The organism is Mycobacterium sp. 1482292.6 (genome assembly GCF_001672995.1).
In the GTDB taxonomy this organism is placed as follows: Bacteria; Actinomycetota; Actinomycetes; order Mycobacteriales; family Mycobacteriaceae; genus Mycobacterium; species Mycobacterium europaeum_A.
Window position 1 is genome coordinate 23,418 of the sequence record NZ_LZKV01000049.1, and the last position, 19,542, is coordinate 42,959.

17 protein-coding genes and 2 tRNA genes are annotated in these 19,542 nt (G+C 68.3%); 7 read left to right on the plus strand and 12 right to left on the minus strand.

The genetic code is table 11. The features are described 5' to 3' along the window. Positions 1–32: 32 nt before the first annotated feature. On the plus strand, positions 33–734 hold the full coding sequence (locus A5624_RS04275; RefSeq protein WP_066862039.1) for an IclR family transcriptional regulator: 702 nt from the start codon (positions 33–35) through the stop codon (positions 732–734). 47 nt (positions 735–781) lie between these two features. Beyond that, positions 782–1,294 carry a pyridoxamine 5'-phosphate oxidase family protein gene (locus A5624_RS04280; protein ID WP_066862042.1) on the plus strand — a complete coding sequence of 171 codons (513 nt, stop codon included), beginning with the start codon at positions 782–784 and terminating at the stop codon, positions 1,292–1,294. Between the two features lie 12 nt (positions 1,295–1,306). Here A5624_RS04280 and A5624_RS04285 read toward each other — a convergent pair. The 4 genes from A5624_RS04285 to A5624_RS04300 all read right to left on the minus strand — a co-directional run bounded on the left by A5624_RS04285 (position 1,307) and on the right by A5624_RS04300 (position 3,964). Further along, a tRNA-Glu gene (locus A5624_RS04285) sits at positions 1,307–1,379 on the minus strand. 73 nt (positions 1,380–1,452) lie between these two features. Further along, positions 1,453–1,524, minus strand: a tRNA-Gln gene (locus A5624_RS04290). A gap of 149 nt (positions 1,525–1,673) precedes the next feature. Next, complete coding sequence (gene gltX, locus A5624_RS04295; RefSeq protein WP_082972197.1) at positions 1,674–3,161, minus strand: glutamate--tRNA ligase; 1,488 nt, start codon at positions 3,159–3,161, stop codon at positions 1,674–1,676. After that, entirely contained in the window at positions 3,158–3,964 is an 807-nt protein-coding gene (locus A5624_RS04300; protein WP_066862046.1) for a fumarylacetoacetate hydrolase family protein, read from the minus strand. Before A5624_RS04300 ends, gltX begins: the two co-directional genes overlap by 4 nt. 255 nt (positions 3,965–4,219) lie before the next feature. Between A5624_RS04300 and A5624_RS04305 the strand changes: the two genes are divergently transcribed. Beyond that, positions 4,220–5,524, plus strand: a complete 1,305-nt coding sequence (locus A5624_RS04305; RefSeq protein ID WP_066862048.1) for an MFS transporter — start codon at positions 4,220–4,222, stop codon at positions 5,522–5,524. Here A5624_RS04305 and A5624_RS04310 read toward each other — a convergent pair. After that, positions 5,424–6,434: a 3-isopropylmalate dehydrogenase gene (locus tag A5624_RS04310; protein WP_066862051.1), complete on the minus strand. Its 1,011-nt coding sequence runs from the start codon at positions 6,432–6,434 to the stop codon at positions 5,424–5,426. The two genes, A5624_RS04305 and A5624_RS04310, sit on opposite strands and share 101 nt — an antisense overlap. A gap of 46 nt (positions 6,435–6,480) precedes the next feature. Then, positions 6,481–8,067, minus strand: coding sequence for a phosphoglycerate dehydrogenase (gene serA / locus A5624_RS04315; RefSeq protein ID WP_066862054.1), 1,587 nt, complete (start codon positions 8,065–8,067; stop codon positions 6,481–6,483). A gap of 29 nt (positions 8,068–8,096) precedes the next feature. On the opposite strand from serA, the gene A5624_RS04320 reads away from it, so the two are divergent. Together A5624_RS04320 and wrbA are read left to right on the plus strand one after the other, a co-directional pair. Further along, positions 8,097–9,539: an NAD(P)/FAD-dependent oxidoreductase gene (locus A5624_RS04320; RefSeq protein WP_066862057.1), complete on the plus strand. Its 1,443-nt coding sequence runs from the start codon at positions 8,097–8,099 to the stop codon at positions 9,537–9,539. Continuing rightward, complete coding sequence (gene wrbA / locus A5624_RS04325; protein WP_066862060.1) at positions 9,536–10,138, plus strand: NAD(P)H:quinone oxidoreductase; 603 nt, start codon at positions 9,536–9,538, stop codon at positions 10,136–10,138. Before A5624_RS04320 ends, wrbA begins: the two co-directional genes overlap by 4 nt. A gap of 77 nt (positions 10,139–10,215) precedes the next feature. On the opposite strand, the gene ilvC is transcribed toward wrbA, so the two are convergent. From ilvC to A5624_RS04340, 3 genes are read right to left on the minus strand one after another with little or no spacing between them, the layout of a single operon-like run. Beyond that, positions 10,216–11,217 carry a ketol-acid reductoisomerase gene (gene ilvC / locus A5624_RS04330; RefSeq protein WP_112709537.1) on the minus strand — a complete coding sequence of 334 codons (1,002 nt, stop codon included), beginning with the start codon at positions 11,215–11,217 and terminating at the stop codon, positions 10,216–10,218. A 33-nt stretch (positions 11,218–11,250) separates the two neighbouring features. After that, complete coding sequence (gene ilvN / locus A5624_RS04335; RefSeq protein WP_066862065.1) at positions 11,251–11,751, minus strand: acetolactate synthase small subunit; 501 nt, start codon at positions 11,749–11,751, stop codon at positions 11,251–11,253. After that, the gene (locus A5624_RS04340; protein ID WP_066862068.1) at positions 11,751–13,619 is read right to left on the minus strand and encodes an acetolactate synthase large subunit; all 1,869 of its coding nucleotides are present in this window, start codon (positions 13,617–13,619) and stop codon (positions 11,751–11,753) included. Before A5624_RS04340 ends, ilvN begins: the two co-directional genes overlap by 1 nt. 358 nt (positions 13,620–13,977) lie before the next feature. Here A5624_RS04340 and A5624_RS04345 point away from each other — a divergent pair, with 358 nt between their 5' ends. After that, positions 13,978–14,334, plus strand: coding sequence for a PH domain-containing protein (locus A5624_RS04345; RefSeq protein ID WP_066862071.1), 357 nt, complete (start codon positions 13,978–13,980; stop codon positions 14,332–14,334). A 10-nt stretch (positions 14,335–14,344) separates the two neighbouring features. On the opposite strand, the gene A5624_RS04350 is transcribed toward A5624_RS04345, so the two are convergent. Further along, positions 14,345–15,202 (minus strand): DoxX family protein, encoded by an 858-nt coding sequence (locus A5624_RS04350; protein WP_066862074.1) that lies wholly within the window; start codon positions 15,200–15,202, stop codon positions 14,345–14,347. Between the two features lie 252 nt (positions 15,203–15,454). Here A5624_RS04350 and A5624_RS04355 point away from each other — a divergent pair, with 252 nt between their 5' ends. Then, positions 15,455–16,585 carry a sorbosone dehydrogenase family protein gene (locus A5624_RS04355; protein ID WP_066862268.1) on the plus strand — a complete coding sequence of 377 codons (1,131 nt, stop codon included), beginning with the start codon at positions 15,455–15,457 and terminating at the stop codon, positions 16,583–16,585. A gap of 91 nt (positions 16,586–16,676) precedes the next feature. Here the strand turns inward: A5624_RS04355 and gatB are convergent, their stop codons facing one another. Then, complete coding sequence (gatB, locus tag A5624_RS04360) at positions 16,677–18,191, minus strand: Asp-tRNA(Asn)/Glu-tRNA(Gln) amidotransferase subunit GatB (protein ID WP_066862077.1); 1,515 nt, start codon at positions 18,189–18,191, stop codon at positions 16,677–16,679. Between the two features lie 178 nt (positions 18,192–18,369). Beyond that, a complete protein-coding gene (locus A5624_RS04365) occupies positions 18,370–19,290 on the minus strand; it encodes a MinD/ParA family protein (RefSeq protein ID WP_066862080.1) in 921 nt (306 codons plus the stop codon). Positions 19,291–19,542: the final 252 nt, after the last annotated feature.

The following is a 19,542-nucleotide window of genomic DNA, read 5'->3' on the forward strand; positions in this document are numbered from 1 at the left end:
GATCTCAGAATGCGAGACGCTAGTATCTTCTTATGAGACAGCATAGCGGTATCGGCGTCCTGGACAAAGCCGTGGGTCTGCTGCACACGGTCTCTCAATCACCCTGTGGGTTGGCCGAACTGTGTGAGCGCACCTCGTTGCCCCGCGCCACGGCATACCGGCTGGCGGCCGCCCTTGAAGTCCACCGCCTGCTGGCGCGCGACGACGAAGGACGCTGGCTGCTCGGCCCGGCCGTCACCGAACTCGCGGCCCATGTCAACGATCCGCTGCTGGCCGCCAGCAACGCGGTGCTGCCGCTGTTGCGCGAGACCACGGGCGAAAGCGTGCAGCTGTACCGCCGCGAGGGCACCGACCGGGTGTGCGTGGCCGCGCTGGAACCCGCTGCCGGCCTTCGCGATACGGTCCCGATCGGGGCGCGACTGCCGATGACGGCCGGGTCGGGGGCGAAAGTCCTACTGGCCCATAGCGACGCGGCCACCCAGAAAGCGGTGCTCGCGACGGCGAAATTCACCGAACGCACGCTGGCCGAAGTGCGCCGGCGCGGCTGGGCCCAGAGCGTGGCCGAGCGCGAGCCGGGGGTGGCGAGTGTGTCGGCGCCAGTGCGTGACAGCCGCGGTGCCGTCGTCGCGGCCATCTCGGTGTCGGGGCCCATCGACCGGATCGGCCGGCGCCCGGGGGCCCGCTGGGCGGCCGATCTGCTGTCCGCCGCCGAGGCGCTCACCCGTCGCCTCTGAGCCACCAGCGCACAGCGGATGGCGCCCGGCCTGACAGACTGACCGCCATGGGAACCAATCAGCGCGCGAGCATCGTCATGTCCGAAGACGAGATCGCCGATTTCGTCGTCAACAGCCGCACCGGCACCCTGGCCACCATCGGCGCCGACGGCCAGCCCCACCTGACCGCCATGTGGTACGCCGTCGTCGACGGCGAGATCTGGCTGGAGACCAAGGTCAAGTCGCAAAAGGCCGTCAACCTCAAGCGCGACCCGCGGGTGAGCTTTCTGATCGAGGACGGCCACACCTACGACACACTGCGCGGGGTGTCCTTCGAGGGCGTCGCCGAAATCGTCGACGATCCCGACGTCTCACACCGTGTGGGCGTCAGCGTCTGGGAGCGCTACACCGGTCCCTACACCGACGACATGAAGCCGTTCGTGGAGCAGATGATGAACAAGCGGGTCTGCGTTCGCATCGTGGCCCGGCGGGCACGCTCGTGGGATCACCGCAAACTCGGATTGCCGGCCATGCCGGTAGGTGGATCGACAGCACCGGCGGTCTTGGGGACCGACCAGTAGCTGCGATATTTGTAGCCCCGATGGGATTCGAACCCACGCTACCGCCGTGAGAGGGCGGCGTCCTAGGCCGCTAGACGACGGGGCCAGAAACGATCCGAGCAGTCAGCATAGCTCACGCCGCTAAGCCCACCTAATCGCTTGAGGCGGAGTGAGTTTTGCTGGGGTACCAGGACTCGAACCTAGAATGGCTGAACCAGAATCAGCTGTGTTGCCAATTACACCATACCCCATTGGCCGCCTAAAACCGCTGGTCAGCGTCGATTGCGGACGTTCATGAGCTCTGTGTAGTCCGCCGCCGCCAGCCGTCGTCGGCTTTCGTAAACCGCAGTGCAGACTACCAAAGTCTGGCCGGGCACTGCGCACGCGCGGTCGTCCTCGCTCAGCCGGGGTCCCGCCCGGCCGTCTCACGCGCCGCCCGCAGCCGCGCCAGGCTGCGGTCGCGGCCAAGCAGCTCCAGTGACTCGAACAACGGCGGGCTGATCGTCGTCCCGGTGGCCCCCACCCGGATCGGACCAAACGCCTTGCGCGGTTTGAGCCCCAGTCCGTCGATGAGGGCTGCCTTGAGCGCGGCTTCGAGCTCCGGCGCCGTCCAGTCCGCCACGCCGTCCAGGGCGGCCAGCGCCGCGTCCAGCACCGCGGCGCCGTCGGGTCCGAGTTCTTTGGCGGCCGCCTTGGGGTCGATCGCGTACTCGTCGTCGTTCAGGAACCTCAGCAGGTCCCAGGCGTCGCCGAGCACCACGATCCGGGTCTGCACCAACTCGGCGGCGGTGGCGAAGGCGGCGTCGTCCAGTCCGAGGCGATGACCGTGAGTGTCGAGATAGGCGCGCAGCCTGGCGGTGAAGTCGTCGACCGTGAGCAGCCGAATGTGCTCGGCGTTGAGCGCGTCGGCCTTCTTCTGGTCGAAGCGGGCGGGATTGGAGTTGACGTTGACCACATCGAAGGCGGCGACCATCTCCTCGAGGCTGAACACGTCGTGGTCGTCGGCGATGGCCCAGCCGAGCAAGGCGAGATAGTTGAGCAGGCCTTCGGGGATGAAGCCCCGGTCGCGGTGGGCGAACAGGTTGGACTGCGGGTCGCGCTTGGAGAGTTTTTTCGTTCCCTCCCCCAATACCGTTGGCAGGTGGGCGAACTGCGGTGTGCGCTCGGCCACACCGATCCGGATCAGCGCCTGATACAGCGCCAGCTGCCGCGGGGTCGACGGCAGCAGATCCTCACCGCGCAGCACGTGGGTGATCTTCATCAGCGCGTCGTCGACCGGGTTCACCAAGGTGTACAACGGTTCTCCGTTGGCGCGGGTCAACGCGAAGTCGGGCAGGGTGCCGGCCGCAAAGGTGGTGGTCCCGCGCACCAGGTCGTCCCAGCTGAAATCCTGATCGGGCATCCGCAACCGGACCACCGGCTTGCGGCCCTCCGCCAGGAACGCGGCGCGCTGGGAATCGGTCAGCTGGCGGTCGAAATTGTCGTAGCCCAGCTTGGGATTACGGCCCGCGGCGACATGGCGCGCCTCGACCTCCTCCGGCGTGGAAAAGGCGTAGTAGGCTTCGCCCGTTTCGAGCAACTTGGCCACCACATCGTGATAGATCTCACGGCGCAGCGATTGTCGGTAAGGGCCGTAGGGTCCGCCCACCTCGGGCCCCTCGTCCCAATCCAGGCCCAGCCAGCGCAGCGCGTCGAGCAGCGCCAGATAGCTTTCCTCGCTGTCGCGCTGCGCGTCGGTGTCCTCGATGCGAAAGACGAAGGTGCCCCCGGTGTGTCGGGCGTAGGCCCAGTTGAACAGCGCCGTGCGGACCATGCCGACGTGCGGGGTGCCGGTGGGCGAGGGACAGAATCGGACCCGGACCGGATGCGCTTGTGCGGGTGCAGTCACGATTTTCCTTTGCGGACCACGGGATTGGTGAGGGTGCCGATACCCTCGATGGTGATCGAGACGGTGTCGCCGTCCTCGATGGGGCCGACACCGGCCGGCGTCCCGGTGAGGATGATGTCCCCGGGCAGCAGGGTCATCACGGCCGAGATCCACTCGACGATGGAGCCGATGTCGTGGATCAGCAGCGAGGTACGGCTGTGCTGCTTGACCTCGCCGTTGACCTCGGTACGCAATTCCAGATCGCCCGGGTCGAGCGGTTTGAGGTCGGTGACGATCCAGGGGCCGACCGGGCAGAAGGTGTCATGCCCCTTGGCCCGGGTCCACTGGCCGTCGGATTTTTGTTGATCGCGCGCCGACACGTCGTTGCCGATGGTGTAGCCGAGGATGTTCTCCGCGGCCTGGGCGGCCGAGACGTCCTTGCAGGGTCGGCCGATCACCACCGCCAGCTCGCCCTCGAAGTGCACCGGTGAAGCGTTGGCGGGCAACCGAATCGGCACGTTGGGCCCGATGATCGCGGTGTTGGGCTTGAGGAAGATCACCGGGTCCACCGGGGCGGGGCCGGTCATCTCCTTCATCTCGGCGATGTGATCGGTGTAGTTCTTTCCGATGCACACCACCTTGCTGGCCAGTATCGGGGCGAGCAGCCGCACGTCGGCCAGCGGCCATGACCGGCCGGTGAAGTTGGGCGTGCCGAATGGATGTTCGGCGATCTCCCGCGCGATCATCTCGGCGGGGTCGTTGAGATCGCCTTCGATACTGACGAAGGCGACACCGTCCGGGCTGGCGATTCGACCAAGGCGCATTCGGTTGAGCCTAGTGAGGGTCGCGAGCGCGGCGAAGCCGGGCGTGGCGGGCCCGCACCATCCGGCCCAGTGAGGGTCGCGAGCGCGGCGAAGCCGGGCGTGGCGGGCCGTCACGATCGAGCCCAATCTGGCGACGATGCGGGCCGGGACGGCCCGAGGAGGAGCGTCACCATCGGGCCCGCAACTTGGCCACCAATGGCGAGCAACGGCACAAGTCCTACCCCTAAAATTCCCGCCGGTATGCAAGCATGGGGAATGCAGACCGAGCCCGCCGCGACGCCCGAAATCGGCACGGCCGCGCGCTGGTCGATCATGATCGTTTCGCTGCTGGCGACGGCGAGTTCGTTCCTCTTCATCAACGGCGTCGCGTTCCTCATCCCGTCGCTGCAAGGCGCGCGCGGGATCCGGCTCGACGAGGCGGGCCTGCTGGCCTCGATGCCCAGCTGGGGCATGGTGGTCACGCTGGTGCTCTGGGGGTACGTGCTGGACCGGGTCGGCGAACGGGTGGTGATGGCCACCGGCTCGGCCCTTACCGCGATAGCGGCCTACGCCGCCGCGTCGGCGCATTCGATGGTGCTGATCGCCGTCTATCTGTTTCTCGGCGGCATGGCCGCGGCCAGCTGCAACACGGCCGGCGGGCGGCTGGTGTCCGCGTGGTTCCCGCCACATCAGCGCGGGCTGGCCATGGGCATCCGCCAGACCGCCCAACCCCTGGGAATCGCCTTGGGCGCGATGATAATTCCCGAGCTCGCCGAACACGGGCCGCAGGCCGGCCTGCGGTTCACCGCGCTGGCGTGTGCGCTCGGGGCGATCGTGAGCGTGGTCGGCATCGTCGACCCGCCGCGCAAGCCCCGCGCCAGCGCGAGCGATCAGGAACTGGCCAGCCCATACCGAGGATCGTTGACGCTGTGGCGAATTCACGCGGTGGCCGGGCTGATGATGATGCCGCAGACGGTCACCGTGACGTTCATGCTGGTGTGGCTGATCCGAAATCTGCACTGGTCGGTCGCGGCCGCCGGCGCGTTGGTCACCCTGTCGCAGCTGCTCGGCGCGGCCGGCCGGGTGGCCGTGGGCCGCTGGTCGGATCGGCTGGGCTCGCGCATGCGGCCGGTGCGCTACATCGCGGCCGCCGCCGTGCTGACCCTGCTGCTGCTGGCGTGGGCCGATTACATGAACACCCGGTGGCAGTCGGTGCTGATGGTCGCCATCTCGGTGATCGCGGTGCTCGACAACGGGCTGGAAGCCACCGCCATCACCGAATTCGCCGGGCCGTACTGGAGCGGTCGGGCCCTGGGCATCCAGAACACCACCCAGCGGATGATGGCGGCCGCCGGTCCCCCGCTGTTCGGTGCCTTGATCTCGGCCGCGAAGTATCCGCCGGCATGGGTGCTGTGCGCGCTGTTCCCCCTGGCGGCAATGCCTTTGGTGCCCACGCGATTGCTGCCGCCCGGGTTGGAGACTAGAGCCCGGCGGCAATCCGTTCGCCGACTTCGGTGGTGGCGCGCCGTTCGTTCCCACGCGTTGCCAGATATTGCTCGACGGCCCGGTCCACCCGCTTAGCCGCGGCGTCCTCGCCGAGGTGGGCCAGCAGCAGCGCCACCGACATGATGGCGGCGGTCGGATCGGCGATGCCCTGGCCGGCGATGTCCGGCGCGCTGCCATGGACGGGCTCGAACATCGACGGGTTGGTTCGGGTGCCGTCGATATTTCCACTGGCGGCCAAGCCAATTCCGCCGCACACCGCTGCCGACAGGTCGGTGATGATGTCGCCGAACAGGTTGTCGGTGACGATCACGTCGAAGCGACCGGGGTCGGTGACCATGAAGATGGTCGCGGCGTCGATGTGTTGGTAGGCCACTTCGACGTCGGGATAGTCCTGGCCCACCTCGGCCACGATGCGCGACCACAGCTTGCCGGCGAAGGTCAGCACGTTGGTTTTGTGCACCAGCGTCAAATGCTTTCGGCGCCGCTGCGCCCGTTCGAACGCATCGGCCACCACGCGGCGCACACCGAATGCCGTGTTCTGGCTTACCTCGGTGGCGACTTCGTTGGGCGTTCCGACGCGGATGGCGCCGCCGGTGCCGGTGTAGGGCCCTTCGGTTCCCTCGCGCACCACCACGAAGTCGATCTCGGGGTTGCCGGCCAACGGGCTGTTCACGCCCGGATAGAGCCGGCCCGGGCGCAGGTTGATGTGATGGTCGAGCTCGAAACGCAGGCGCAGCAACAAGCCTCGCTCCAGCACGCCGCTGGGCACCGATGGGTCACCGATGGCCCCGAGCAGGATGGCGTCATGCCCGCGCAGCTCGTCGACGACGGAGTCCGGCAGTAGCTCGCCGGTGGCGTGGTATCGGCGCGCGCCCAGGTCGTAGCTCGTCTTGTCCACCCCGGGCAGCACCGCGTCGAGGACCTTGACGGCCTCGCCCACTACCTCCGGGCCGATGCCGTCACCTTCGATGATGGCAAGCTTCATCGGCGCCGCTCCTCATCGCTAAACTCTGCATCGTCGCTGGCGCGCTTCACGAAAGATCAACCACCTCAAGCTTGTTGGCGCCCACGGCCGCGCCGATTTCGGCCCGCACGTCGCCCGGCACGTCACGGTCCAGACGCAGCAGGATCGTCGCACTCGGGCCCTCGGCGTCCTCGGAGAGTTGCGCGGCCTCGATGTTCACCCCGGCCGAACCGAGCAGGGTGCCGATCTTGCCCAGCGCGCCGGGCTGGTCGACATAGTTGATCACCAGGTTGATACCGCGGGCACGCAGATCGAAGTTGCGGCCGTTGATCTGCACGATCTTCTCCACCAGCTGCGGGCCCGACAGGGTGCCCGCAACGTTAACGGCGGTGCCGTCGGGCGCGACCGCGCGCACGTCGACCACGCTGCGGTGGTTCGGGCTCTCCGAGGCCGTGCCGATCTCGGCGGTGATGCCGCGTTCTTCGGCCAGCGCCGGTGCGTTGACGAACGTCACCGGCCCCTCGACGACGGCCGAGAACAACCCGCGTAGGGCCGAAAGCTTAAGCACCTCAACGTCTTCGGAGGCGAGCTCGCCGCGCACCTGCACCGACAAGGAGACCGGCGGGCCGTCGGAAAGCGTGGCGGCCAGCAACCCGAGCTTGCGCACCAGGTCCAGCCAGGGCGCCACCTCCTCATTGACCACCCCGCCGCCGACGTTGACCGCGTCGGGGACGAATTCCCCGGCCAGAGCGAGCTTCACGCTCGCCGCGACGTCGGTGCCGGCCCGGTCCTGCGCCTCTTCGGTCGATGCCCCCAGATGCGGCGTGACCACCACCTGCGGCAGCTCGAACAGCGGGCTGTCGGTGCAGGGTTCCTTGGAGAAGACGTCGATGCCGGCCGCGCGGACGTGGCCGCTGCGCACCGCGTCGGCCAGCGCCGCCTCGTCGACCAGACCACCGCGAGCCGCGTTGACGATGATGACGCCCGGCTTGGTCTTGGCCAGCGCGTCCTTGTCGATCAGGCCCGCGGTCTCGGGTGTCTTCGGCAGGTGCACCGAGATGAAGTCGGCGCGGCCCAGCAGCTCGTCCAGCGTCAACAGTTCGATGCCCAGCTGCGCGGCCCGGGCCGGCGACACGTAGGGGTCGTAGGCGATCAGGTGAGTCCCGAAGGCGCTGAGCCGCTGGGCGACCAACTGCCCGATCCGGCCCAGGCCCACCACGCCGACCGTCTTGCCGAAGATCTCGGTGCCCGAGAACGACGACCGCTTCCAGGCGTGCTCGCGCAGTGAGGCGTCGGCGGCCGGCACCTGGCGGGCCGCCGACAGCAACAGCGCCAGCGCGTGCTCGGCGGCGCTGTGGATGTTCGACGTCGGCGCGTTCACCACCAGCACACCGCGCTCGGTGGCGGCGTCGACGTCGACGTTGTCCAGACCCACCCCGGCGCGGGCGACGATCTTCAGCTTGGGCGCCGCCGCCAGCACCTCGGCGTCGACCGTGGTGGCCGAACGCACCAGGAGCGCATCGGCCTCCGGCACGGCCGCCAGCAGCTTCTCCCGGTCGGGGCCGTCTACCCAGCGCACCTCGACCTGGTCACCGAGGGCGGCGACGGTTGATTCGGCGAGTTTGTCGGCAATGAGTACAACAGGCAGATTCACCCGGCCAGCCTATCGGCTGTAATTGACGCGTGGACGTCACCATCGTCGGCAGCGGACCCAATGGGCTGACCGCTGCCGTAATCTGCGCCCGGGCCGGTCTGAAAGTGCAGGTCGTCGAAGCTCAGCCGACGTTTGGCGGGGGCGCGCGCACCGCACCCGACCCAGATTCTGCGGGAGTCTTGCACGACATCTGCTCGGCGGTGCACCCCCTGGCGTTGGCGTCGCCGTTCTTCGCCGAATTCGATTTGCGCGCGCGCGGCGTGCGTCTGACGGTGCCGGACATCTCCTACGCCAACCCGCTGCCCGGGCGTCCGGCGGCCATCGCCTACCGCGACCTGGACCGCACCTGCGCCGAGCTCGAGCACGGTGCGTCCTTCAGGCGCCTGCTGGGTCCGCTGGTCGAGCGTTCCGACGACGTGGTGGCCCTGCTGCTGGGCGACAAACGGTCCATCCCAAACTCGCTGCCCTCGGCGCTGCGGCTGGGCCTGCGGATGCTGGCCCAGGGGACCCCGGCGTGGGGGACGTTGGCCGGCGAGGACGCCCGCGCACTGTTCACCGGCGTTGCCGCCCATATCATTTCGCGGATGCCGTCGCTGACCGCGGCCGGCGCCGGGATGATGCTGGCCACCCTGGCGCATTCGGTCGGCTGGCCGATCCCGGTGGGCGGCAGTCAGGCGATCACCGACGCCCTGATCGCCGACCTGCGCGCACACGGTGGCGAGCTGACGGCGGGCACGGAGGTCACCGAACCGCCTGACGGGGTCGTGGCCTTCGACACCGCGCCGACCGCGCTGCTGCGGATCTACGGTGACGCCCTGCCCGCCCGCTACGCGAAAGCGTTGCGGCGCTACACGTTTGGCCCCGGCGTCGCGAAGGTGGATTTCGTGCTGAGCGACGAGATCCCGTGGTCGGACGAGCGGCTGCGGCAGGCCCCGACGCTGCACCTCGGCGGCAGCCGAGCCCAGATGGCGCGCGCCGAGGCCGACATCGCCGCCGGCCGGCACGCGCAGTGGCCCATGGTGCTGGCGGCGTCGCCGCACGTCGCCGACCCCGGCCGCATCGACGCCGCCGGCCGCCGCCCGTTTTGGACTTATGCCCACGTGCCGTCGGGGTCCACCGTCGACGCGATCGAAGCGGTGACCGCGGTGGTCGAGCGCTTCGCCCCCGGCTTCCGTGACGTGGTGGTGGCCGCGCGCGCGGTGCCGGCCGCGCGGTTGTGCGAGCACAACGCGAACTACGTCGGCGGCGACATCGGGGTGGGCGGCAACTCGGCCTGGCGGGCGATCGCCGGGCCGACGCCGCGGTTAAACCCGTGGCGCACACCGGTTCCCAAGGTCTATCTGTGTTCCGCGGCCACTCCGCCCGGCGGCGGTGTGCACGGCATGGCCGGCTACTACGCGGCGCGCACGTTGTTGCACCGGGAATTCGGGATCGACACGATGCCGGATCTGCGGCCTACGATGACGCCGTGACGAAACTCGCGATCATCTACTACTCGGCCACCGGCCATGGCACCACGATGGCGCAGCGCGTTGCCGCCGCGGCCGAGAAGGCGGGGGCCGAGGTCCGCCTGAGACACATCGCCGAAACGCAGGATCCCGAATCCTTCGCCCACAACCCGGCCTGGACGGCCAATTACGAGGCCACCAAAGACCTTCCGGCCGCCACTGGCGACGACATCGTCTGGGCCGACGCGGTGATCTTCGGTTCACCGACCCGCTTCGGCTCTCCGGCAGCGCAATTGCGCGCGTTCCTCGACTCGCTGGGCGGGCTGTGGGCGCAGGGCAAACTCGCCGACAAGGTGTACGCGGGCTTCACGTCATCGAACACCGTGCACGGCGGTCAGGAATCCACCCTGCTCTCGCTGTACATCACGCTGATGCATTTCGGCGGCATCATCGTGCCCCCGGGCTACACCGACCCGTCGAAGTTCGTCGACGGCAATCCCTACGGGGCGAGCCTGGTCACCACCCACGACAACATCGAGGACATCGGTGAGGTCACCGACACGGCCCTCGAGCATCTGGCCATTCGGGTGGTGACGATCGCCGACCGGCTCCGCGACACTTAAACCACGCACACGACACGCCGTAAACGGTCGCCGTAGTTTAAGTTTCGCGGGCGGCGGTCCCAGGTAGCGCGAAAGCGCTAGGCGGTCTCGGTGATCGGCCGGTCGACCCAGCTCATCAGGTCGCGCAGCTTCTTGCCGGTGACCTCGATGGGGTGCTCGGCATTCTCCTTGCGCAACTGCTCGAGCTGCTTGTTGCCACCCTCGACGTTGGCGACCAACTTCTTGGTGAACTCGCCGCTTTGGATGTCGCGCAGGATCTCGCGCATCCGCTCCTTGGTGCCGGCGTCGATCACGCGCGGACCGGACAGGTAGCCGCCGAACTCCGCGGTGTCGGACACCGAGTAGTTCATCCGCGCGATGCCGCCCTCGTACATCAGGTCGACGATCAGCTTGAGCTCGTGCAGCACCTCGAAGTAGGCCATCTCCGGCGGGTAGCCCGCCTCGACCATCACGTCGAAACCGGTCTTCACCAATTCCTCTGTGCCACCGCACAACACGGCCTGCTCACCGAACAGGTCCGTCTCGGTCTCGTCCTTGAAGGTGGTCTTGATGACGCCGGCGCGGGTGCCGCCGATGGCCTTGGCATAGGACAGGGCCAGCGCCTCGCCGTCGCCGTTCGGGTCCTGGTCGACGGCGATCAGCGCGGGCACACCCTTGCCGTCGACGAACTGGCGGCGCACCAGGTGCCCCGGGCCCTTCGGTGCCACCATGGCGATGGTGACGTTGGCCGGCGGCTTGATCAGGTCGAAGTGGATGTTGAGGCCGTGGCCGAAGAACAACGCGTCCCCATCCTTGAGGTTGGGTTCGATGTCGTTCTTGAAGATGTCGGCCTGCGCGGTGTCGGGCGCCAGCAGCATGATCACGTCGGCCCACTTGGCGACCTCGGCGGGGGTGTCCACGTCCAGGCCCTGCTCTTCGACCTTGGCCCGCGACTTCGACCCCTCCTTCAGGCCCACCTTCACCTGCACGCCGGAGTCGCGCAGGCTCAGCGAGTGCGCGTGTCCTTGGCTGCCGTATCCGATGACACCGACCTTGCGACCCTGGATGATCGTCAGGTCCGCATCGTCGTCGTAGAACATTTCTAGTGCCACTGTTGAATATCTCCTTGTCTGTTACTTGGCCGTGCCGATTCCGCGTGGACCGCGAGACAGCGCCACCACTCCCGATTGGACGATTTCACGGATCCCGAAAGGTTCCAGGATCCGCAGCAGCGCCTCGATCTTGCCGCGGTCGCCCGTCGCCTCGATCGTCAACGCCTCGGTGGAAACGTCGATCACCTTGGCGCGGAACAGGTTCACCGCCTCGATGACCTGACTGCGGGTGCCCGCGTCGGCGCGGACCTTGATCAACGCCAATTCCCGCGACACCGAGTTGTCGTCATCGAGCTCGACGATCTTGATGACGTTGATCAGCTTGTTGAGCTGCTTGGTGATCTGCTCGAGCGGGGTCTCCTCGGCGGAGACCACGATCGTCATCCGCGACATGTCCTTTTGCTCGGTGGCACCGACCGCCAGCGATTCGATGTTGAAGCCGCGCCGACTGAACAGCGCCGCCACGCGGGCGAGCACACCGGGTTTGTCCTCGACCAGCACCGAGAGGGTATGCGTTTGCATCAGGCGTGCCCTTCGCTCTCGTCGTCGAACAGCGGACGGATGCCGCGGGCCGCCTGGATCTCGTCGTTGCTGGTACCGGCGGCCACCATCGGCCACACCTGCGCGTCGGCGCCGACGATGAAGTCGATCACCACCGGGCGGTCGTTGATCGCACGCGCCTGGTTAATCACGTCTTCCACGTCTTCCTCACGCTCGCAACGCAATCCGACGCAACCCAGCGCCTCGGCCAGCTTCACGAAGTCCGGGATCCGATGCGAATGCGTCGCCAGATCGGTCTGCGAGTAGCGCTCCTCGTAGAACAGCGTCTGCCACTGGCGCACCATGCCCAGGTTGCCGTTGTTGATCAGCGCCACCTTGATCGGCACGCCTTCGATCGCGCAGGTGGCCAGCTCCTGGTTGGTCATCTGGAAACAGCCGTCGCCGTCGATGGCCCACACCTCGGCCTCGGGGCGCGCCATCTTGGCTCCCATGGCCGCCGGGATGGCGAAACCCATGGTGCCCAACCCGCCCGAGTTCAGCCAGGTGCGCGGCTTCTCGTAGGAGATGAACTGGGCCGCCCACATCTGGTGCTGGCCCACACCGGCGACGTACAGGGCGTCGGGACCGGCGATCTGGCCGAGCTTTTCGATGACGTATTCCGGGCCGAGGCTGCCGTCACTCTGCGGCCCGTAGCTCAGCGGATAGGTGGACTGGACCTCGTTGAGGTAGGCCCACCACTCGGTCATGTCGAGCTTGCCGGGGATCCCGTCGTGGCGCAGCAACTCGAGCAGCTCGATGATGACGGCCTTGACGTCGCCCACGATCGGCACGTCGGCGTGGCGGTTCTTGCCGATCTCGGCGGGGTCGATGTCGGCGTGAATGACCTTGGCTTCCGGGGCGAAGGTGTCCAGCTTCCCGGTCACCCGGTCATCAAAGCGGGTCCCCAGCGCGATCAGCAGGTCGCTGCGCTGCAGGGCGGCCACCGCGGCGACGGTGCCGTGCATGCCGGGCATGCCCATGTGCTGCTTGTGGCTGTCGGGGAACGCGCCGCGCGCCATCAGCGTGGTCACCACGGGGATGCCGGTCAGCTCGGCCAGCTCGCGCAGCTGCTCGGTCGCGTCACCGCGGATGACCCCGCCGCCGACGTAGAGCACCGGCTTGCGGGAGGCCGCGATCAGTTTGGCGGCCTCCCGGATCTGCCGGCTGTGCGGTTTGGTGTTCGGCTTGTAGCCGGGCAAGTCCAGGCGGGGCGGCCAGCTGAACGTGCACTGGCCCTGCAGCACGTCCTTGGGGATGTCGACCAGCACCGCTCCGGGACGCCCCGAGGAGGCGATGTGGAACGCCTCGGCCAGCACCTGCGGGATCTCGTTACCCGAGCGGACCAGGAAGTTGTGCTTGGTGATCGGCATCGTGATGCCCGAGATGTCGGCTTCCTGGAAGGCGTCGGTGCCGATCAGCGAGCGTCCGACCTGGCCGGTCACGGCCACCACGGGAATCGAGTCCATCTGGGCGTCGGCCAGCGGGGTCACCAGGTTGGTCGCGCCGGGGCCCGAGGTCGCCATGCAGACACCGACCTTGCCGGTGGCGTGGGCGTAGCCGCTGGCGGCGTGGCCGGCGCCCTGCTCGTGACGGACCAGCACGTGGCGCAGCTTCTGCGAGTCGAACAGCGGGTCATAGACGGGCAGCACCGCGCCGCCGGGAATGCCGAAGATGACCTCTACGCCGAGTTCCTCCAGCGAACGAATCACCGATTGGGCGCCGGTAAGTTGTTCGGGCCCAATGCGTTTCGGCTTACCGGCCGCAGACTTCGCGGCGGGCTTGGCCGCGTCCGTGGCGATGTCGGCAGCGTCCGGTGTCGCGGCGGGGTGCTGCCTGATGGGAGCGCTCACTGTCGTTTTCGTCCTTATTCATTTCCGGGAATCTCGCTGGGGCAACAAAAAACCCCCGACAGCTCATCTGCTGCACGAGGGTTGCGCGTTGGTGCTGGATTGCTTCACATGCTCAAACGCAAGTCAGCCGCCAACGCGCCGACTAATTACTACGAGCATCCCGGGCTTTCCGGCGGTATCCATAGCGTCCGACGGTAGCCTTCGCACAGCTCAGCAGTCAAATCCGTGCCCGCTCACCAGGCGGGTTGACCGCCGTTACGCCGGGTGAGTGCGGCCGGAACCGGTCCCGCGCGCGGGGTGAAATGATGGTGGGGTGGCTAGCGGCTCGTCTCCCCAAACCCCGTCCCAGGCGCCCGTCGTGATCAAGGTGTCGCCGATCGCGCATCTGGCCGTCGGGTTCTTGACGCTGGGGTTGCTGATACCGGTGATGCTCTGGGCGCCGTCGTTGCCGCTGCTGATCCTGCCGATACTGCTGTCGGCGTTGATCATCCGGCTACGCACCGTCGCCGACGACCGGGGCGTGACCGTCCGGACGCTGCTGGGCAGCCGGCAGGTGCCCTGGGAGGAGATCGACGGGCTGCGTTTCCACCGCGGTTCGTGGGGTCGCGCGCGCCTCAAGAGCGGCGAAGAGCTGCGGTTGCCCGCGGTCACGTTCTCCACGCTGCCGCAGCTGACGCAGGCCAGCGCCGGGCGGGTCCCCAACCCCTACCAGTGACAGTGGCTGGTCAGCCGATCGGATTCACGCCGTTGAGCGCCACCCACACCCCGACACCGGCGGCGATGCCGGCCAGCAGCGCGACAAAGGAGCCGATGAAGGGCCGATGCGCCCAACCGCGGCGCGCGTCCAGGCCATACCGGCCGGGTCCGCACAGCACGACCGCGACGGCCAGCACGATCAGGGTGATCTGGTATTCGTGGCCCTCGGGCAGGAAGAACGAGAAGTTGCGGGTATGCGGCCGCACCGAGACGCTGGCCAGCAGGCCGTTGATCAAGAACGCCAACGCGCCCGCCGCGGCGACCGGCGTGAACAAGCCCAGTACCAGCAGCACACCCGCCACGACCTCACCGCCGGCGCTCACGTAGGCGAGGATGTCCGCGTGCTGGTAGCCGACATCGGACAGTGAGTTCTTGAAGCCCGTCACGCCCGAGCCACCCCACCAGCCGAACAGCTTCTGCAGCCCGTGGGCGCCGAGCACCACGCCCAGCCCGACGCGCAGCAGCAGCAAACCGAGGTGCTGCGTTCCGCGCCGGCCGACATCGTGCAGCCGGTCGTGGTGTTCGTCGTCGGCGAGGTCGGCCTCGGGAGCCGCGTTCCGGGCCGCCGAATGCGGCTGCACGTAGGGCAGGGGCTCCTGCTGTTCCAGCAGGTTGTAGCCCCCGGCCCCGGAGCCGGCGACCGCGGCCGCGGCGCCATACGGGATGACGGTGGTGGTCCCGGTGGACGGGTTGAAGTCGCCGGGATAGCCGACCGGCGTCAGGTCATCTTCGGGATCGACCAGCCGCGCCGAGGCGGGGCGTCCCGGGGTCGGCTCCGGGGATTCGCCGGGGCGTTGCCAATGTGCGTCATTCGGTTGACTGGTCACGGGTGTCAGGGTAAGGGCATTCCGTCCTGAATTGGGGATTTGAGCGGCGCTTTCGCCTGGCAATCGGTGGTTTGCCCGTCAAACCGGGCCGGATCGACCCGAAATCGCCTTCCGGGCCCGTTTCGGCGGTCCGTGACGCGAGATCGCGCATGGTCGACGGTGGCGCGCGGCCGGCCTCCGATCGGGCCTTCGGCGGCGGGCACGAGGGACGTGTGTGGCGGCGCCGCCGACAGTGTCCGTAGCCTGACGGTCATGCGACTAGGGCGAGCGGGGCGGTCGGTTCGGCGCGGGTTCGCCGCGCTGTGCGCCCTCGTGCTGGTGACAAGCGGGTGCGCGCGCTTCAACGACGCCCAATCGCAGCCGTTCACCACCGCGCCCGAGCTCAAGCCGCAACCCAGCTCGACGCCTCCCCCGCCGCCGCCGCTGCCGCCCACGCCGTTCCCCAAGGCGTGCCCCGCACCCGGCGTGATGCAGGGCTGCCTGGAGAGCACCAGTGGCCTGATCATGGGCCCGGACAGCAAAACCGCGCTGGTCGCCGAGCGCACCACCGGCGCGGTCAAGGAGATCTCGGTCAACGCCGAACCGAAGGTGAAGACGGTGATCCCGGTCGACTCGTCCGGCGACGGCGGCTTGATGGACATCGTGATGTCGCCCACCTACACCCAGGACCGCCTGATGTACGCCTACATCAGCACGCCCACCGACAACCGGGTGATCCGCGTGGCCGACGGCGACATCCCCAAGGACATCCTGACCGGGATCCCCAAGGGCGCCACCGGAAACACCGGCGCGTTGATCTTCACCAGCCCCACCACGCTGGTCGTGATGACCGGCGACGCGGGCAATCCGGCGCTGGCCGCCGACCCCAAGTCGCTGGCCGGCAAGGTGTTGCGGATCGAGCAGCCGACCACCGTGGGCCAGGCGCCGCCGACGACGGCGCTGTCCGGCGTGGGTGCCGGCGGCGGCCTGTGCACCGACCCGGTCGACGGCTCGCTGTACGTCGCCGACCGCACCCCGACGGCAGATCGGTTGCAGCGCATCACCAAAACGTCCGATGTGTCCACGGTGTGGACCTGGCCGGACAAACCCGGCGTGGCAGGCTGCGCCGCGATGGACGGGACCGTGCTGGTCAACTTGATCAACACCAAGCTGACGGTCGCGGTCCGGCTGGCGCCGGCCACCGGCGCGGTCACCGGTGAACCCGACGTCGTCCGCAAGGACACCCACGCCCACGCCTGGGCGCTGCGCATGTCGCCGGATGGAAACGTCTGGGGCGCAACGGTCAACAAGACGGCCGGAGATGCCGAGAAGCTGGACGACGTGGTGTTCCCGCTCTTCCCGCAGGGCGGCGGTTTCCCGCGCAACAGCGACGACAAGAGCTAGGCCGGTTCTCGATCCGCCGAGTGTGCAGTGTACGACGGCGTATCGGCGTGTCGCGCCGTGGATCACACGCTCGACGCGCAGCTAGGCCGGGTCAGCCCTGGCCGCAGGCGGCCAACACCAATTCGCGTACCCGCGCGGCGTCGGCCTGGCCGCGGGTGGCCTTCATCACCGCGCCGACGATCGCGCCGGCCGCGGCCACCTTGCCGCCGCGAATCTTTTCTGCCACATCGGGATTGGCGGCCAACGCCTCGTCGACGGCGGCCTGGGTCACCGAGTCGTCACGCACCAGGGCCAGACCGCGCGCGGTCATCACCTCGTCGGGCTCGCCCTCCCCGGCCAGCACGCCCTCGACGACCTGACGGGCCAGCTTGGTGGACAGCTTGCCCTCGTCCACCAGCGCCACGACGGCGGCGACCTGGGCCGGCGTGATGGCCAGCTCGTCCAGCGCCACGTTGGCCTCGTTGGCCTTCTGCATCAAGAAGTTTCCCCACCAGGCGCGGGCCTGTTCGCTGGAGGCGCCGTGCGCGATGGTCGCGGTGACCAATTCGATCGCCCCGGCGTTGACCAGGTCGCGCATCACCTCGTCGGAGATGCCCCACTCGTCCTGAATGCGCTTGCGGCTCAACCACGGCAGCTCGGGGATGGACGCGCGCAGCCGCTCGACCAGTTCGCGGCTGGGCGCGACGGGCTCGAGGTCCGGCTCGGGGAAATACCGGTAGTCCTCGGCCGTTTCTTTGGTGCGGCCCGGGCTCGTGTAGCCACCGGTCTCGTGAAAGTGCCGGGTTTCCTGGATGATTCGACCACCCGAGGCCAGAACCGCGGCCTGGCGCTGCATTTCGTAGCGCACCGCCACCTCGACGCTCTTGAGCGAGTTGACGTTCTTGGTCTCGGTCCGGGTGCCGAACTCGGTCGCGCCGGTGGGTTTGAGCGACACATTGGAGTCACATCGCATGGAGCCCTGGTCCATGCGGACGTCGGATACGCCTAAGGCGCGCAACAGGTCTCGCAACGCCGTCACATAGGCGCGGGCGATCTGCGGCGCCCGGGCTCCGGCGCCCTCGATGGGCTTGGTGACGATCTCGATCAGCGGCACGCCGGCGCGGTTGTAGTCGATCAGCGACGTGGTCGCGCCGTGGATGCGACCCGTCTCACTGCCGATGTGGGTGAGCTTGCCGGTGTCTTCCTCCATGTGCGCGCGCTCGATCTCGACCCGCCAGGTGGTGCCGTCCTCCAGCGGCGCCTCCAGGTAGCCGTTGATGGCGATCGGCTCGTCGTATTGCGAAATCTGGTAGTTCTTGGGCTGGTCCGGGTAGAAGTAGTTCTTCCGGGCGAAGCGGCACCACGGGACGATCTCGCAGTTCAGCGCCAGCCCGATGCGAATGGCCGACTCGACCGCGGCCTGGTTGAGCACGGGCAGCGAGCCGGGCAGGCCCAGGCACACCGGGCACACCTGGGTGTTGGGTTCGGCGCCGAACGCGGTGGTGCATCCGCAGAACATCTTGGTGACGGTGGACAGCTCCACGTGCACCTCGAGGCCGAGTACCGGATCGAAACGCGCGATGACGTCGTCGAAGTCCATCAGATCGGCGCTGGCGGCAACACTCATGCGCTCGATCCTAATGGTGATCGCGAGCGCGGCGGAGCCGGGCGAAGCGGGTCACCACCGACCAACCTAGTGGTGATCGCGAGCGCGGCGGAGCCGGGCGAAGCGGGTCACCACCGACCAACCAAGTGGTGATCGCGAGCGCGGCGGAGCCGGGCGAAGCGGGTCACCCCCGACCAACCTAATGGTGATCGCGAGCGCGCTCCCCTCCCCTGCCGGGGAACATCTCGGCCAGCGCGGCCGCCAACTCGAGATAGCTGCGCCGGCTCTCCTTGCTCAATCGGTCCAGCGCGATCTTTCGTCCCTCGTGGACGTGCCGATCGAACGGCAGCGCCACCGTGGCCCCGACGCGGGCGGACAGCCGGTCGAGTTCGGTGACGGCCACGGCGTCGACCTTGGCCGGCTCGACATGGTTGACGGCCAGCACCGTCCACTGGATCAGGGATTGATAGCCGTTGTGGCACAACCAATCCAGCGTCGCCCGAGTTTTGCGTATCGCATCGATGGCGGGACTGGTCACCACCACCAGGGCACGCGATTCCGGCAGAACAGCGTCCATCACAGCGGAATTGAGTGTTTTCACACAGTCGACCAACACCACCGAATACTGGTTTCGCAGCATCGAGAAAGCCCGCAGCATGTCGTGCCGTTCCAGACGCCAGTCGCTGTCCGGCAGCCCGAGCACTTCCAGGCCGAAGCCGTTCATGTACGTCAGCGCGCGGATGTCCTCGTAGTGCGGCGCCGGGTTGCCGTGCAACAGGTCGGCCAGGCTGTGCGGGTTGCGGCGGCCGTGGCGTTCCGACAGGTCGCCGGCGTCGATGTCGAGGGCGAGCACCCGGTCGTCGCGTACCGCCGCGAACGTCGACCCCAGCGCCTCCACCACCGTGGTCTTACCGACCCCGCCCTTGAGGTTGAGCACGGCGATCGGGAAGGCACCGCCGACGGTTGCGCGGATGCGCCGCCGCAGCTCGTTCTCGTACGCCGTGTTCTTGCCCGGGCCAAGCTCGATGCCGGTCACGCGGTGCAGCAGCTGCCGCCAGTCGAACCGATTGGCGGCGGTGTCTTGCGTGTCGAAGCGGTCCAGCGCCGTCGCCCCCAGCATCGGCTCGGGGCGCGCCGCCGCCGGCCGCGCCGGCCGCCGCGGTGGTGGCGGCGGTGGCGGTCCGCCCGGGTGTCGATGCGGTCCGCGGGCCTGCGGCACGGTGGCCGCCGGGGGGTCGGCGCCGGCGCGGCGCCTGGGCGGGCCCGGCTTATGGTTCGGCGGAACCGGTGGTCCCCCCGCTGCCGCGGATTGCTGAACGACTCCGCGAATCGCACCGCGGTGGCTCATATCCCCGGTATAACCCCTGAGGAC